The following is a 13702-nucleotide window of genomic DNA, read 5'->3' as shown; positions in this document are numbered from 1 at the left end:
CCGGCCGACACCGACACGGACGCACCCCCGCGACGCAGCCCCCAGCGGCACAGCCCCGTCCAACAGCACCGCAACCAGCCGGACGCGAGCCCGGCCCTCACGCCCTCACCCCCTCACCACCCGCCCAAACCGAACAGCCGCGCCGCATTGTCGTGGCACACCCCCCGCAACCACCGCTCCCCGAGCCCCAACCGCTCCAGCGCGCGCAACTGATGGACGTACGGATAGGGGATGTTGGGGAAGTCCGAGCCGAGCAGGATCCGGTCGCCGACCGCGGCCAGCCGCGGCAGGGCCCGCCCCGGAAACGGGGCCATGCGCTCACTGAAGTCGGTGAACGCCATCGTGGTGTCCAGCCGCAGCTCGCCGTACCGCTCGGCGAGGTCCAGGAAGTCCTCGTACTCGGGCATCCCGAGGTGCGCCACCACCAGCCGCAGCCGGGGGTGGCGTGCCAGCACCCGGGCGACCGGCTCGGGACCTGTGTACTTGCCGGGCGCGGGCCCGGACCCGCAGTGGATCACCACGGGCACGCCCGCCTCGGCGAGCAGACCCCAGGCGGCGTCCAACGCCTCGTCGGCCGGGTCGTACGCGCCCACCTGCACATGTGCCTTGAAGACGCGCGTCCCCGCCTCCACCGCGTCCCGGACGTAGTCCTCGACTCCCGGCTCGGGGAACAGCGTCGAGGTGTGCAGACAGTCGGGTGTGCGCCGGGCGAAGCCGGCCGCCCAGTCGTTCAGCCAGCGCGCCATGCCCGGCTTGTGCGGGTAGAGCATCGCGGTGAAGGCTCGCACACCGAACGCCCGCAACAACGCCGCCCGTTCACCCTCCTCCTCCCGGTACGTGATCGGCCACTCGACCCCTCCGGTCAGCGGCCCGAGCGCGTCGAAGTACGCCCACACCTTGTGGAGCACCCGCTCCGGCATGAAGTGCGTGTGCACATCGATGAGCCCGGGCAGCCCGAGCCCTTCCCAGAAGCGCCGCACATCGCCGGCTTCGGGACGGGTCGAAGGATCGTCGCTCATGCCGCAACGATCACCCGGGAGCGCCCCTCGGGTCCAGGGCCGGGTCAGAGGTCAGAGGTCAGAGGTCAGAACAGCCCGTCCTGTGCCGCCGCCGTCCCCTTCAACGCCCTGACCGGCACCTCGAACTCCCGTCCGGCGGCGGCCGGTACCAGCCCCCACCCGGCCAGCAGCCGGGTGTCCAGCACCACGACTCCCCGGTCCGTCAGCAGATGCAGATCGGGACCGGCGGCGGCCACCAGCTCACCGCACACCGCACCCCCGGCGACCAGTTCGCGAACCTCCCCCACGGCGGCCGGAACCTCCGCCAGCCCGAACATCTCGACATGATCGACCGGTTCGAACGGCGCGGGAGCGAGCGACTCCGGCCATCCGCTCAGGGCGACCGCCCGCGCGTGCAGCCCGGCGATCTCCGCCGCCCGTTCTTCGCGCGTCGCCGGGAGAGCCGCCCTCGCCGCCCGCTTGTCGGCGTAGGGGATCCGGTCGGGCACCCGGGACGCGGCGCGCAGCAGTTCCTCGGTGCGCCGGGCCGCCATCAGCGGCCCGCTGCCCAGCCAGGTGAAGCAGACCGCCCCCTGCTCGAGCAGCCGCGCCCGCCCCCGCCGGACCGCGGTAATCCCGACCTTGGCCATCCCCGGTCCGAACCACGCCAGGTAGACGCGGTAGGGACGCGGATCGTCCGCGAGGGTGTCGGCGGCCACCGAGTGCGCCCGGTCCAGCCGGGCGCACTCCTCGCAGCGAGCCCCCGTACCGCGCCCCGGCACGACCGCACCGAGCGGACACGCATTCCCCCGCGCCCCCACGCATGTCCGCACACCCCCTTCCACGATCCCGAAGGCCACCCGTTTTCCCCAGGTCAGCGCCGACTGCCGACCGCCGTCCCACCTCAGCACGGGACCGTCCGCCGACCACCGCAGCCCCGAGCAGTGCCATGCCTGTGCCATCTCCGCCGAGACTAGACGGCACCACTGACAACGCCTCCCCCGGCGGCTCAGCTCTGCCGCGCCGACGGGCGGACGGACGTACGCCGAGGTGCCGGGTGCGATCCGGAGTGCCAACCTGTACTGAGGTATCGCACCGCTCGGGGACGTCGAAAGGCCGAGAACATGGCGAGCAATGTCAGCGGTACGGGCCAATACGGGGCCAGGTGGGAAGCGGAAAGCCCCTGGGCGTCGGGCTGGACGGCCGCCGCCGCGGTCCTGATGGCCTTCGGCGGCATCATGGCGGTCTTCCAGGGGATCGCCGCCATCGCCGAGGACGACGTCTTCGTCTCCACCCGCAACTTCACCTACGAGTTCAGCCTGACCGGATGGGGCTGGGTCCATCTGATCCTCGGCGCGCTGGTGGCCGCCGCCGGTATCGCCCTGCTGTCGGGGGCCACCTGGGCCAGGGCGGTGGGCGTGGTGGTGGCCGGGCTCAGCATGGTCGCCAACTTCGTGTGGCTGCCGTACTTCCCGGTGTGGTCGATCGTCCTCATCATCGTCGACGGCTTCATCATCTGGGCCCTGTGCGCACCACGCCGCGAGTACCAGGCATAAGGCGGCCGTCCACGGTCCGGGGCGCCCTGTGGCCCTGGCTGGTCCAGGCGGCCGGGGTGACGGCGATGGTCACCGCCTACTTCCTGCTGCCCCTGGACGGGCTGGGTCCGCGCCTCCCGCTGCTCAGCTGGCTGCTCTTCGGCCTCGCGCTGGGGCTGATCGCCCTCCTGCTGCTGCAGCAGGTCGTCCAGGTACTGATGTCCGCGCCGGGCGCCCGCCCCGGGCTGGTCATTCCGCCGCTGATGTGCCTGTCCATCCTGGTCTTCGCGACCGCCTACCAGGCCCTGGCCCAGGACCCCGGCCAGGTCGACGGCATCGCCACCCGCCTGGACGCCCTCTACTTCACCCTGGTCACCCTCGCCACCATCGGCTACGGGGACATCACGCCCCATGGCCAGGCCGCCCGGCTGGTGGCCGTCCTGCAGATCCTCTACAGCTTCATCTTCCTCACCGCGGCGGCCACCGCGCTGTCCCGCTCCCTCCGCGACACGGTCAGCCACCGCGAGAGCCCGCAGCGGCCGAAGTGACCCGCCCATGTCGCGCCGCAATGTGTGCTGCGTCACACTGAAATGGCGGGGGATTCGTTCCCCGGGGCCCGGGACGGACCCTGGCCGATCCGCCGGTTCCGTCCGCCCGCGGCCGTCCCGTTCCGCCATCGCTCCAAGGGGTGTCCGCTCATGAGCGGCATGGACGCAACTGCTCTCGACAGCCTGCGCACGACCTTGAGGGGACGTGTCGTCACACCGCAGGACGCGGACTACGACGAGGCCCGCAGCATCTACAACGCCATGATCGACCGGCGTCCGGCCGCCATCGCCCAGTGCGTGGGCGCGGCGGACGTCCGGGCCACCCTCGCCTTCGCCCAGGAGACGGGGACCGATCTCGCCGTGCGCGGAGGCGGTCACAGCGGGCCGGGCCTGTGCCTGGTCGACGGCGGGATCACCCTCGACCTCTCCCCCATGCGCTGGGTACGGGTCGACCCGGAGACCGAGACCGTGCGGGTGGGCGGGGGAAGTCAGCTGGGCGACCTGGACCACGAGACCCACTCCTTCGGCCTCGGCATCCCGGCCGGCATCAACTCGACGACGGGGGTCGGCGGCCTCACGCTGGGCGGCGGGCACGGCCACCTCACCCGCAAGTACGGGCTGACGATCGACAGCCTGATCGGCGCGGACGTGGTCCTCGCCGACGGCAGCGTCGTCACCACCTCCGAGAAGGAGCACCCGGATCTGCTGTGGGCGCTGCGTGGCGGTGGCGGCAACTTCGGGGTGGTCACCTCGTTCCTCTTCCGGCTGCACCCGGTGGACACCGTCGGGGTCGCGGTGACCGTGTGGCCCGTCGAGCGCACGCCGGAGGTGCTGTGCTGGTACCGGGAGTTCCTGCCGGCCGCGCCGGAGGACCTCAACGGGTTCTTCGCGGTCATGACCGTCCCGCCCGGCCCGCCCTTCCCGGAGCCGATCCACGGCCAGAAGATGTGCGCCGTGGTCTGGTGCTACACCGGGGATCTCGCGGACGGCCGGCTGGAGGACACGCTGTCCGTCGTCAACGATCCGGCCCCGCCGGCCTTCCACTTCGCCACACCGATGCCCTACCCCGCCCTGCAGACCATGTTCGACGAACTGGTCCCCAAGGGCCTGCAGTGGTACTGGCGCGGCGACTTCTTCGACGGCGTCCCCGACGACGCCGTCGCGGTCCATGAGCGCTACGGCCGGGCCCTGCCCACCGAGCTGTCGACCATGCACCTGTACCCCGTGGACGGAGCCGCCCACCGGGCCGCCCCCGGCGAATCGGCCTGGGCCTACCGGGACGCCGTGTGGTCCGGCGTCATCGCCGGCATCGACCCCGACCCGGCCAACGCCGACGCGGTCCGGCAGTGGTGCGTCGACTACTGGACCGACCTCCACCCCCACTCCATGGGCGGCTCGTACGTCAATTTCCTCGGCGAGTCGGAGAGCTCCGAGCGCGTCCGCTCCACGTACCGCGACAACTACGACCGCCTGACCAGCGTCAAACGCGCCTACGACCCCGACAACTTCTTCCACGCCAACCAGAACATCCCCCCGTCCGCGGCCTGACCGGCGCCGCGCGCGGACGTTGATGTCAACCACTGACGTCAAAGGCCCCGCCGGATTACCGGCGGGGCCTTTGATCTGTGTGCACTCGGCAGGATTCGAACCTGCAACCTTCTGATCCGTAGTCAGATGCTCTATCCGTTAAGCTACGAGTGCTTGTCTCTTCATTTTTCTCGCCGCTCCCGGCCCTTCAGGCCCGCTCGCGGCGACAGGAAGAACATTACATGACTGCCGCCGCCATGTGAAATCCGTTTGGCCTACCCCTTGTGACCTGCGCAAACACGGGATCAAGGGGGGAGCACGACGAAGCCCCGGCCGCAGGGGCCGGGGCTTCGTGACGAGAGCGGAGGCGGAGGGATTTGAACCCTCGATGGGCTTTAAGACCCAAACCGCATTAGCAGTGCGGCGCCATAGACCGGACTAGGCGACGCCTCCTCGCACCGGCCTCCCGCGCGTGAGCGCGAGCGGGTCGGTGCGTGCCGATGATGACACAACCACGCGGGGTGTCACCAATCGACGCCCACGGTACTAGGCGGGGAGCCCGCAGGGCAAAGCACTTCCGGCCGTCGCGCCGGTCGTGGCGCAACGTCCCGAGCGGTGACGCGTTGAGCAGGTCATGCCTCAGGTCATGTCTCGGCTCGTCTCTCAGGTCGCCCTTCCCGTCGCGGTGCGGGTGGTGGCGCGGGCACGGCGGTTCGCCGCCGTCGGCGCCGCCGTCCTCCTCGCCGCGCACACCTCGCCGTCCGCGGCGCACGCGGTGTCCGCGCCGGAGCCGTCTCCGCCCGGCGACCGTCTCACCGTCACCGTGCAGGGCGTGGGCGACGGGGCGGACGGGACGTACGAGGTGCGCTGCCGGCCGAGTGGCGGCAGCCATCCCGACGCCGCCGGGGCCTGCGCGGCCGTCGAGCGGAATACCCGGTGGGGACAGGACGCCTTCGCCCCGGTACCGCGTGACGCCCTCTGCACCATGCAGTACGGCGGCCCCGCCACCGCCCGGGTCACCGGCACCTGGGCCGGCCACCCGGTCGACGCGACGTACGACCGTACGAATGGATGCGCGATCGCCCGGTGGGACCGGCTCGTGCCGCTGCTGCCCGAGGCGGGGAGGCGAGTCGGGGCACAGGGGACGTAAAGGTCCCGCGAAAGTCGAGGGCGCGTCGGTGCAGGCAATCGCGGGCCCTGGGCGTACCCGGCGTCACATCGTCGTCACTTCCTGATGCGATGTGCGTCCCATCCGGCGCCCCGAGCGCGACCCCAGCCCTTAGACTCCCTCGCGTGACACGCTGCGGGCAGGTTGGCAAGATGGCCGGAGCGGTCGGCACGTCGCGGTAACAGGGAGGAACGGGTCTCGTGAGCAGCAGGCCATCCCGAGGCGCTGCTCGCCTCGCAGCCATACTGGACGCGCTTCCCGACGCGCTGGTGCTGGTCAACGCCAACGGGACCGTCGTCAACGCCAACACCATCGCCCTGGAGGCCTTCGAGACCCCGGGCACGGCGCTGGTGGGCCGGGGCCTGCTCGATCTCCTGCCGCAGTTCGACAGCAAGCTCATCCCGGGGTCCATGCGGCGGCCCGACCACATCGACCCCCGCGCGCGTACCAAGCCGACCCGGATGACCGCCCGGCGGACCGACGGCACCGAGTTTCCCGTCGAGGTCACCAGCGCCAACCTGGAGACCGGCCAGCAGGCGTACGACAACTACGGCTACAGCGGTGACGAACTGCTGATGCTCGTCGTCCGCGACCTGTCCGGCACCGTGGACACCGAGGCCGAACTGGCGCGTTCGCAGCGGCAGACCGAGATGATCCTGCGCGCCGCCTCCGAGGGCGTCGTCGGCACCGACACCGACGGGCGGATCGTCCTGGTCAACCCGGCCGCCGCCCAGATCCTGGGCTACCGGGCCGGCGAACTCGGCGGACGCGAACTGCACACCCTCGTCCTGCACTCGCGCGCCGACGGCTCCCCCTTCCCGTACGACGAGTCTCCGCTCGCCGACACCCTGCGCTCCGGGCGCAAGCACCGGGTGCGCGGACAGGTGCTGTACTCCAAGAGCGGCGACAAGCTGCCGGTCGACCTGACCACCGCGCCGGTGCGCGACGGCGACCAGCTCGTCGGCGCCGTCATGACCTTCCTCGACCGCCGCCCCTACGACGCGCTCGCCCAGGAGAAGGAAGCGGCCGAGAGCCGGCACGCGGAGGAGCTGGAGCGGCTCGCCGAGGAGCACGGTTCCGAACTCACCGCACTGCGCCAGAGCCACGTCACCGAGCTGGAGCGGCTGAGCGAGAAGCACACGGAGGAGCTCGCCGCGAACGAGGAGCGCTACGCCGCCCTCGGTGAGCGGGAGAAGGACCGTTACGAGGCCCTCGCCGCCCGGCACGAGCAGTTGCTCATCCTGCTCGGGCAGTCCCTGCGCGGCCCGCTGAACGAACTGCGCCGTGAGCTGTCCGCGCTGGCCGCCGACGACGCCGGACAGCTGTGGCCCGAGGCCAACCAGGTGCTCCACCACCTGTCGGCCGGCTACGCCCGGATCACCACCCTCATCGACAACGTGCTCGGCTATCAGCGCCTCGACGTCGGCGCCGAGCAGATCGCCCGTACGAAGGTGATGCTCGACGCCGTCGTCGCCGCCGGTGTCGACGGTGCCGTGGAGCTGATCGGTCCCGGGCGGGTGCAGTTCGCCGTGCACGCGCCACCCATCGAGGCCGAGGTCGACCCGCGGCTGCTCGCCACCGCCCTCGCGCATCTCGTCGCGGACGTCGCGGGTGTCGACGCGACCGGCAACACCCCCCTGTCGGCGGGCGGCTATCTGGACAACACCGTCGTGGTCGCGGCGGCCCAGCGCGGTGAGGTCGTACGCATCGAGGTGCGCGGACCGTACAGCGGCGGGGACCCGGTGCACGAGCCGATCGTGCGCGGGATCGTGCGGGCGCACGGCGGTGTGCTGCAGACGCACGAGGTGCCCGGGATGAGCGGCAGCGCGTTCGTCCTCGAGGTGCCGATCGGAGGTGGGGCGGGGGCCGTGGCGGCCGTGGCGGCTCCGGTCCCGGCGCTGGAGGCCGCTCCCGCCGCGCCGGCTGCCACTGGTGGCGGGCGGCGACGGGCGCGGCGTTCCTCCGTGGACGCCTTCCTGGACAGCGAGGTGCCCGGCGCGGACGACGCTGCCGCCGACGGGACCGCGCCCGCCGCGCCGACCGGGCGGCGCAGGCGCCGGGCGGCCGCCGCCGAGCCCGCGCCGGCGCAGCTTCCGGCCCAGGCGTCCGGTGAGGGCGCCGTGGTGTCCGGCGGTACCGGGCGCCGACGCGGCCGGCCCGCCGAGGGCGCGTCGGCCGGCGCCGAGCTCGAGGTCGCCGGAGCCGGGGTGTCCGAGGGAGCCGTCGTCACCGCCGCCGAGCATGCGGCGGGGGCCGCCGCGTCGAACACGGGGCTGGGCGGGACCGTACCGCCGCAGGGGGTGCCCGACCCCTCCGGCGGGCGTGCCCGGCACGGGTCCGGTGAACAGCATGCGCTGCCCGCGGCCCTGCCCGCGCCGGCCGGCGGCCGGAGCGGGTCCGGCGAGGCGCCCCAGGCCGAGGTGGCCGTGCATGTTCCGGCTCAGGCGTCCGGGCAGCCGCAGCAGCGGGCGACGGGCAGGCGCCGGCGTGCGCTGGCCGCCGCCACCGAGCGGGCGGCCGCGCAGGAGGCCGCGCCCCGCACGGTGTTCGCGCTGCCGCCGGCCGAGGCGGACCAGGGAGAGCGAGAGGAGCAGGCCGCACAGCTCGCACAGGCCGGGCAGGCCGCACAGGCCGGGCAGGCCGGGCAGGCCGGGCAGGCCGCACAGGCCGAGGCGGTCGGCCGGGTCGCGGCGCCGGGCGGGGACGTAGCCGCCGTGCCCGGTGAGGCGTCGGCCGACCACGGCCGCCATGACGCCGTACCGCACGACCAGGCCAACGACCACACCCCGCCGCAGCCGCATCCCACCAGCGCGCCGACGGGCCGACGGCGCCGGGCCGCCGCCCAGCCGGCGGAGGCCGCTCCGAGGGCTCAGGCCGTTCCGGGGGCTCAGGCCGTTCCGGCTGCCGGGGCTCCGGCGCAGTGGGGGACGGTGCCTCCGCAGGGGATGCCCGCACCCGCGCAGGGAATGCCCGTGCCCGTACAGGGGATGCCCGCACCCGCGCCCGCGCCCGCGCAGGCACCCTCCGAGGCATCGGCACCGCTTCCCGCCGCGCAGCCGCTTCCCGCCGAGGCCGCACCCGCGCAAGGCGCACCCGCGCAGGCCGCACCCGCGCAAGGCGCGCCGGCGCAGGGCGTGCCGGCCCCGCAGCCGTGGCCCGCCGCGGGTGACGGCTCCGGCGCCGGTACGCCCGTACCGCAGACCCCGCAGACCCCGCGTACGCCGCAGCCGACGCCCGCCACCGGCACACCGCTGCCGCCCGAGGGCGCGCCGGCGTCCGCCCCGGCGCCGCGTGCCGCTCAGCCGCTGCCCGAGGAGGCCGCGGTACCGGTGGACCCGAACTCGACGCAGGGGCGGGCGTTCAGCGTACGGACGCTGGGGCAGGGAGTGCCGTTCAACCGGCAGGCCGCCCAGGTCCAGCAGCCGCTGCCGTCGGCCACGCCTCCCCCGCACCAGCCGGGCGGATCCGGACGCCGGCGCAAGCTCGGTACGCGTCCGGACGCGGCTGCGGGCACCGAGCAGAACGGGCGCCCGCACCCGGGAACCGGGCCCGCGCCCGCCACCGCACAGGCACCGTCCCCGCAGCGGGACCGGACCCCGGCACCGGCGCTCGCCCAGCCCTCGGCACCGGCACAACCTCAGCCGCAGCCCTCACTCGCCGGTCAGTCCCGGCTCGCGCCGGGCACCGAGGGCACCGGCCGTTCGTACGCCATAGGGGCGCCCGACGCGGACGCCGCGGAGGGACCCGAGCCGCTGGACGGGCCGGGCGGTGCCGTCGAGGTGTCGGACACCCCGCGTCACCAGCCGATGGACGACGAGCTGCCGCCGGAGCCGTTGGACAACCCGCGCCGGCTGCTGGTGTGGCCCGCGCCGGACATCTCGACGCAGCAGGCGCTGAGCGACCGCGGCTACCGTCCGGTGATCGTGCACTCGCGCGAGGAGGTCGACGCGCAGATCGCGGCCTTCCCCGCCGCGCTGTTCGTGGACCCGCTGACCGGACCGATCACCCGTACGGCGCTGCAGTCGCTGCGCCAGGCGGCGGTGGCGGCCGAGGTGCCGGTGCTGGTCACGGCCGGACTCGGACAGGCCTCGCGCGATGCCGCGTACGGCGCCGATCCCGCCGTGCTGCTGAAGGCGCTCGCGCCGCGCGACAGCGAACAGCACCCTCCGCGCGTGCTGCTGATCGAGGAACACGCGGAGATCGCGCTGGCGCTGACCGGGACGCTGGAACGGCGCGGGATGCAGGTCGCGCGGGCCGCGAGCGACGCCGACGCGGTGTCACTCGCGGGGCAGTTCCGGCCGAACCTGGTGGTGATGGACCTGATGCAGGTGCAGCGCCGCCCGTCCGGGATCGTGGACTGGCTGCGGGCGAACGGCCGGCTCACCCGCACCCCCCTGGTGGTCTACACGGCCGCCGTCGATCAGGCCGAGCTGCCGCGGCTGGCCTCCGGCGAGACGGTGCTGTTCCTCGCGGAGCGGTCCACCAGTGCCGAGGTGCAGGAGCGGATCGTCGAACTGCTCTCGCGGATCGGGACCAACTGAACGACGTCGGTCCCGCACACGACACCGCGCCGGGCGGTGAGCAGGGTGTTCGCTGCTCACCGGCCGGCGCGGTGTCGTACGTGCGTCGGATCCGATCCGTCCTGGCCGGCGACGTCCAGCGCGTCGAAGCCCGTGAGGTCCGGCGCGTCAGAGGCGCGTGACGTCCAGCGTTCCCTCCGCGTACTGCCTGCGCAGCACCTTCTTGTCGAACTTGCCGACGCTCGTCTTCGGCACCGACTCGATCACCGTCCAGCGCTCCGGGAGCTGCCACTTCGCGATCCTGCCCTCCTCCTGGAGGAAGGCGCGCAGGTCGGCGAACTCGATGGTGGAGCCCTCCTTCAGGACGACCGTGGCCAGCGGACGCTCGCCCCACTTGTCGTCCGGGACGGCGACCACGGCGGCCTCGGCGACGTCCGGGTGAGCCATCAGCGCGTTCTCCAGATCGACGGAGGAGATCCACTCGCCGCCGGACTTGATGACGTCCTTGGCGCGGTCGGTGAGGGTCAGGAAGCCGTCGGGGCTGATGGTGCCGACGTCGCCGGTCTTGAGCCAGCCGTCCTCGCTGAACTTGTCGGCGGGGCGCAGCGGTTCGGCGTCGGGACCGTTGTAGTAGGCGCCCGCGATCCACGCGCCGCGGACCTCCAGCTCACCGGCCGACTCGCCGTCCCAGGGGAGGCGTTCGCCGCCGGGGCCGGTGAGGCGGGCCTCGACGCCGGCCGGGAAGCGGCCCTGGGTCAGCCGGTAGGCGAACTCGGACTCGGTGCCGACGGCGCTCGCCGGCGGGCGGGCGATGGTGCCGAGGGGAGAGGTCTCCGTCATGCCCCAGGCGTGGCAGACCCGCATGCCCAGCTGGTCGAACGCCTTCATCAGGGAGGGCGGACAGGCGGAGCCGCCGATGGTGACCTGGGTGAGGGAGGAGACGTCCCGGGGCTTGGCGGTCAGCTCGGCGAGCAGTCCCTGCCAGATGGTCGGGACGGCGGCGGCGTGAGTTGGCTTCTCGCTCTCGATCATCTCGGCGAGCGGGGCCGGCTGCAGGAAACGGTCGGGCATCAGCATGTTGACGCCGGTCATGAAGGTGGCGTGCGGCAGGCCCCACGCGTTGACGTGGAACTGCGGAACGACGACCAGTGAGGTGTCCTGGTCGGTCAGGCCCATCGACTGCGCCATGTTGACCTGCATGGAGTGCAGGTAGATCGAACGGTGGCTGTAGACCACGCCCTTGGGGTCGCCGGTGGTGCCGGAGGTGTAGCACATGGCGGCGGCGGACCGCTCGTCCAGCTCCGGCCAGTCGTAGGCGACGGGCTGTCCGGCGATCAGCTCCTCGTACTCGTGCACCCGCGCGGTGGCGTCCGCGAGCGCGGAACGGTCACCGGGACCGGAGACGACCACGTGCTCGACGGTCTTCAGGTGCGGCAGCAGTGGGGCGAGCAGGGGGATCAGCGAACCGTTGACGAGGATCACCCGGTCGGCGGCGTGGTTGACGATCCACGCCAGCTGCTCGGGCGGCAGGCGGAGGTTCAGGGTGTGGAGGACGGCTCCCATGGAAGGGATGGCGAAGTACGCCTCGACGTGCTCGGCGTTGTTCCACATGAGGGTGGCGACCCGTTCGTCGCCGGTGACGCCGAGGTCCTCGCGCAGGGCATGGGCCAGCTGGGCCGCGCGGGCGCCGATCTCCGCGTAGGAACGGCGCTGCGGCTCGCCCTCGCCGGTCCAGCTGATGACCTGCGATGTGCCGTGGATCGTCGACCCATGGGTCAGAATCCTCGAGATCAGCAGCGGTACGTCCTGCATGGTGCTCAGCACGGCGTCCTCCTGGGCGACATTGCCTACGCGTCGGTACGGGTTGCGCTGATTCTGCGCACATACCGCGCGGTATGTCACTAGGGGAGCAGATGATCGATCACGCCCCACCAGAGGACTTTTTCCGTCAGTTTCGAACAATCCCCAGCTCAGCGTCGTCGCGGAGCTTGCTGAGCGCTCTCGACACGGCGGACTTCACCGTGCCCACCGAGACGCCGAGCACCTCTGCCGTCTGCACCTCGCTGAGGTCCTCGTAGTACCGAAGGACGACCATCGCCCGCTGCCGCGCGGGCAGCCGCATGATCGCCCGCCACATCGCGTCGCGCAGCGCCTGCCGCTCGGCCGGGTCGTCGCCGCCGGGCACCGGATCGGGCTCGGGCAGCTCGTCGCAGGCGAACTCGTCGACCTTGCGCTTGCGCCACTGCGAGGTGCGTGTGTTGAGCAGCGCCCTGCGCACATAGCCGTCGAGCGCGCGGTGGTCCTCTATGCGCTCCCAGGCGACATACGTCTTGGCGAGCGCGGTCTGCAGAAGGTCCTCCGCGTCACTCGGATTCCCGGTCAGCGACCGCGCGGTACGCAGGAGCACCGGCTGGCGGGCCTTCATGTACGACGAGAACGACGGGTACGGCACGGCCTGCGTCGGTGGAACAGCGGCGTGCGATGCGCTGGAGCAGACGAGTGTGGTCATGTCTCCACGCTATGAGCGGTCCCCGTCCGGCGGATCGGCCCCAGGTCCCGAAGCCGCGTCCCCCTCAGGTTGTAGGGGTGGGGCCTGCCGCACCTCCTCCAGGTGGACGAGCGGATGAGGGGGACTGCGGGTCGGCCCCTGAGGCGGTCCGCGCGGGCGCGGCCGCACTCGGGCGAGACGGTACGGCGCGGTGGCGGCCCGGGAACGCCCGGGCGACGGTACCGGAGCACCGCTGCCCGGGCGCCTCGCACCCCCCGCGAAACACACCCCCCCACGGTCAGACGGCCGGCATCACCACCACAGAGGGGAGAAGCTGATGGCCACGTTGTCGTTGCCCTGGTTGACGGCCGTGAACGCGGACCCGTTGACCTGGGCGGTGTTGCTCTGGTTCGCGGCGCCGGGGCCACTGGCCTGCTGCTGTGTGGTGGCCGAATTGCCGAAGTTGTCGCCGCCGACACCGTTGCCGAGGGCGTCGGCCGAGCCGCTGGTGGCCGTCGCGTTCGATCCGTTGTCCGCGAGGGCGCCGCTGTCCGCCGTCGCGACGCCGGCGAACAGGGCGGCCGCGAGCGGAAGCGCGGAGACGGCGGCGAGGACGCGGACGGTACGGATACTTGCCATGTTGTGTTCCCTCCAGAACCCACAGGACGCACCGGCTCATGGCCATGAGTGCGTGAAGTACGGCTGTCACCAGGGAAAGTCGACCCCCACCCCGGCGCTGTGCACGACGTCGCGAGATCAGGATCACCCACCGGATCATGCCGAACCACCCCTGAAGCCACTCTTCGCACGCAAGCGTGACGAGCAGCCGATAAACCCCCATCTCGCCCCCATGCGGCGAGGCACCCCCTCAGGGTCAGCGCCACCCCGGGCACCACAGGAGGCGAACCGTTCCGGCAC

10 protein-coding genes and 2 tRNA genes are annotated in these 13702 nt (G+C 72.6%); 5 read left to right on the top strand and 7 right to left on the bottom strand.

Annotated features, from left to right (window positions below; translation table 11 throughout):
- Nucleotides 1-113: 113 nt before the first annotated feature.
- Together ACIF9R_RS12015 and ACIF9R_RS12010 are read right to left on the bottom strand one after the other, a co-directional pair.
- On the bottom strand, nt 114-1019 hold the full coding sequence (locus ACIF9R_RS12015; protein WP_399977815.1) for an amidohydrolase family protein: 906 nt from the start codon (nt 1017-1019) through the stop codon (nt 114-116).
- A gap of 65 nt (nt 1020-1084) precedes the next feature.
- The gene (locus tag ACIF9R_RS12010) at nt 1085-1960 is read right to left on the bottom strand and encodes a DUF2797 domain-containing protein (RefSeq protein ID WP_399977812.1); all 876 of its coding nucleotides are present in this window, start codon (nt 1958-1960) and stop codon (nt 1085-1087) included.
- A gap of 162 nt (nt 1961-2122) precedes the next feature.
- Between ACIF9R_RS12010 and ACIF9R_RS12005 the strand changes: the two genes are divergently transcribed.
- The 3 genes from ACIF9R_RS12005 to ACIF9R_RS11995 all read left to right on the top strand — a co-directional run bounded on the left by ACIF9R_RS12005 (nt 2123) and on the right by ACIF9R_RS11995 (nt 4629).
- A complete protein-coding gene (locus ACIF9R_RS12005) occupies nt 2123-2554 on the top strand; it encodes a hypothetical protein (RefSeq protein WP_399977810.1) in 432 nt (143 codons plus the stop codon).
- A 65-nt stretch (nt 2555-2619) separates the two neighbouring features.
- Complete coding sequence (locus ACIF9R_RS12000; protein ID WP_399977923.1) at nt 2620-3081, top strand: potassium channel family protein; 462 nt, start codon at nt 2620-2622, stop codon at nt 3079-3081.
- 159 nt (nt 3082-3240) lie between these two features.
- Nucleotides 3241-4629 carry an FAD-binding oxidoreductase gene (locus tag ACIF9R_RS11995; RefSeq protein ID WP_399977808.1) on the top strand — a complete coding sequence of 463 codons (1389 nt, stop codon included), beginning with the start codon at nt 3241-3243 and terminating at the stop codon, nt 4627-4629.
- 80 nt (nt 4630-4709) lie between these two features.
- On the opposite strand, the gene ACIF9R_RS11990 is transcribed toward ACIF9R_RS11995, so the two are convergent.
- Both ACIF9R_RS11990 and ACIF9R_RS11985 read right to left on the bottom strand, forming a co-directional pair.
- Nucleotides 4710-4782, bottom strand: a tRNA-Arg gene (locus ACIF9R_RS11990).
- A 188-nt stretch (nt 4783-4970) separates the two neighbouring features.
- Nucleotides 4971-5061, bottom strand: a tRNA-Ser gene (locus tag ACIF9R_RS11985).
- 193 nt (nt 5062-5254) lie between these two features.
- Between ACIF9R_RS11985 and ACIF9R_RS11980 the strand changes: the two genes are divergently transcribed.
- Nucleotides 5255-5758 carry an SSI family serine proteinase inhibitor gene (locus ACIF9R_RS11980; protein WP_399977806.1) on the top strand — a complete coding sequence of 168 codons (504 nt, stop codon included), beginning with the start codon at nt 5255-5257 and terminating at the stop codon, nt 5756-5758.
- 218 nt (nt 5759-5976) lie between these two features.
- Entirely contained in the window at nt 5977-10317 is a 4341-nt protein-coding gene (locus ACIF9R_RS11975; protein WP_399977805.1) for a PAS domain-containing protein, read from the top strand.
- 147 nt (nt 10318-10464) lie between these two features.
- Here ACIF9R_RS11975 and ACIF9R_RS11970 read toward each other — a convergent pair whose 3' ends face one another.
- The 3 genes from ACIF9R_RS11970 to ACIF9R_RS11960 form a co-directional block, all read right to left on the bottom strand.
- Complete coding sequence (locus ACIF9R_RS11970) at nt 10465-12108, bottom strand: long-chain fatty acid--CoA ligase (protein ID WP_399977920.1); 1644 nt, start codon at nt 12106-12108, stop codon at nt 10465-10467.
- 136 nt (nt 12109-12244) lie between these two features.
- A complete protein-coding gene (locus ACIF9R_RS11965; protein WP_399977802.1) occupies nt 12245-12805 on the bottom strand; it encodes a SigE family RNA polymerase sigma factor in 561 nt (186 codons plus the stop codon).
- A gap of 291 nt (nt 12806-13096) precedes the next feature.
- Entirely contained in the window at nt 13097-13423 is a 327-nt protein-coding gene (locus ACIF9R_RS11960) for a hypothetical protein (protein WP_399977800.1), read from the bottom strand.
- Nucleotides 13424-13702: the final 279 nt, after the last annotated feature.

It is taken from the genome of Streptomyces sp. NPDC086080 (assembly GCF_044540255.1).
Classification (GTDB): Bacteria; Actinomycetota; Actinomycetes; order Streptomycetales; family Streptomycetaceae; genus Streptomyces.
Note: the sequence above shows the minus strand (reverse complement) of the source record. Positions and strands in the feature narration are given on the sequence as shown.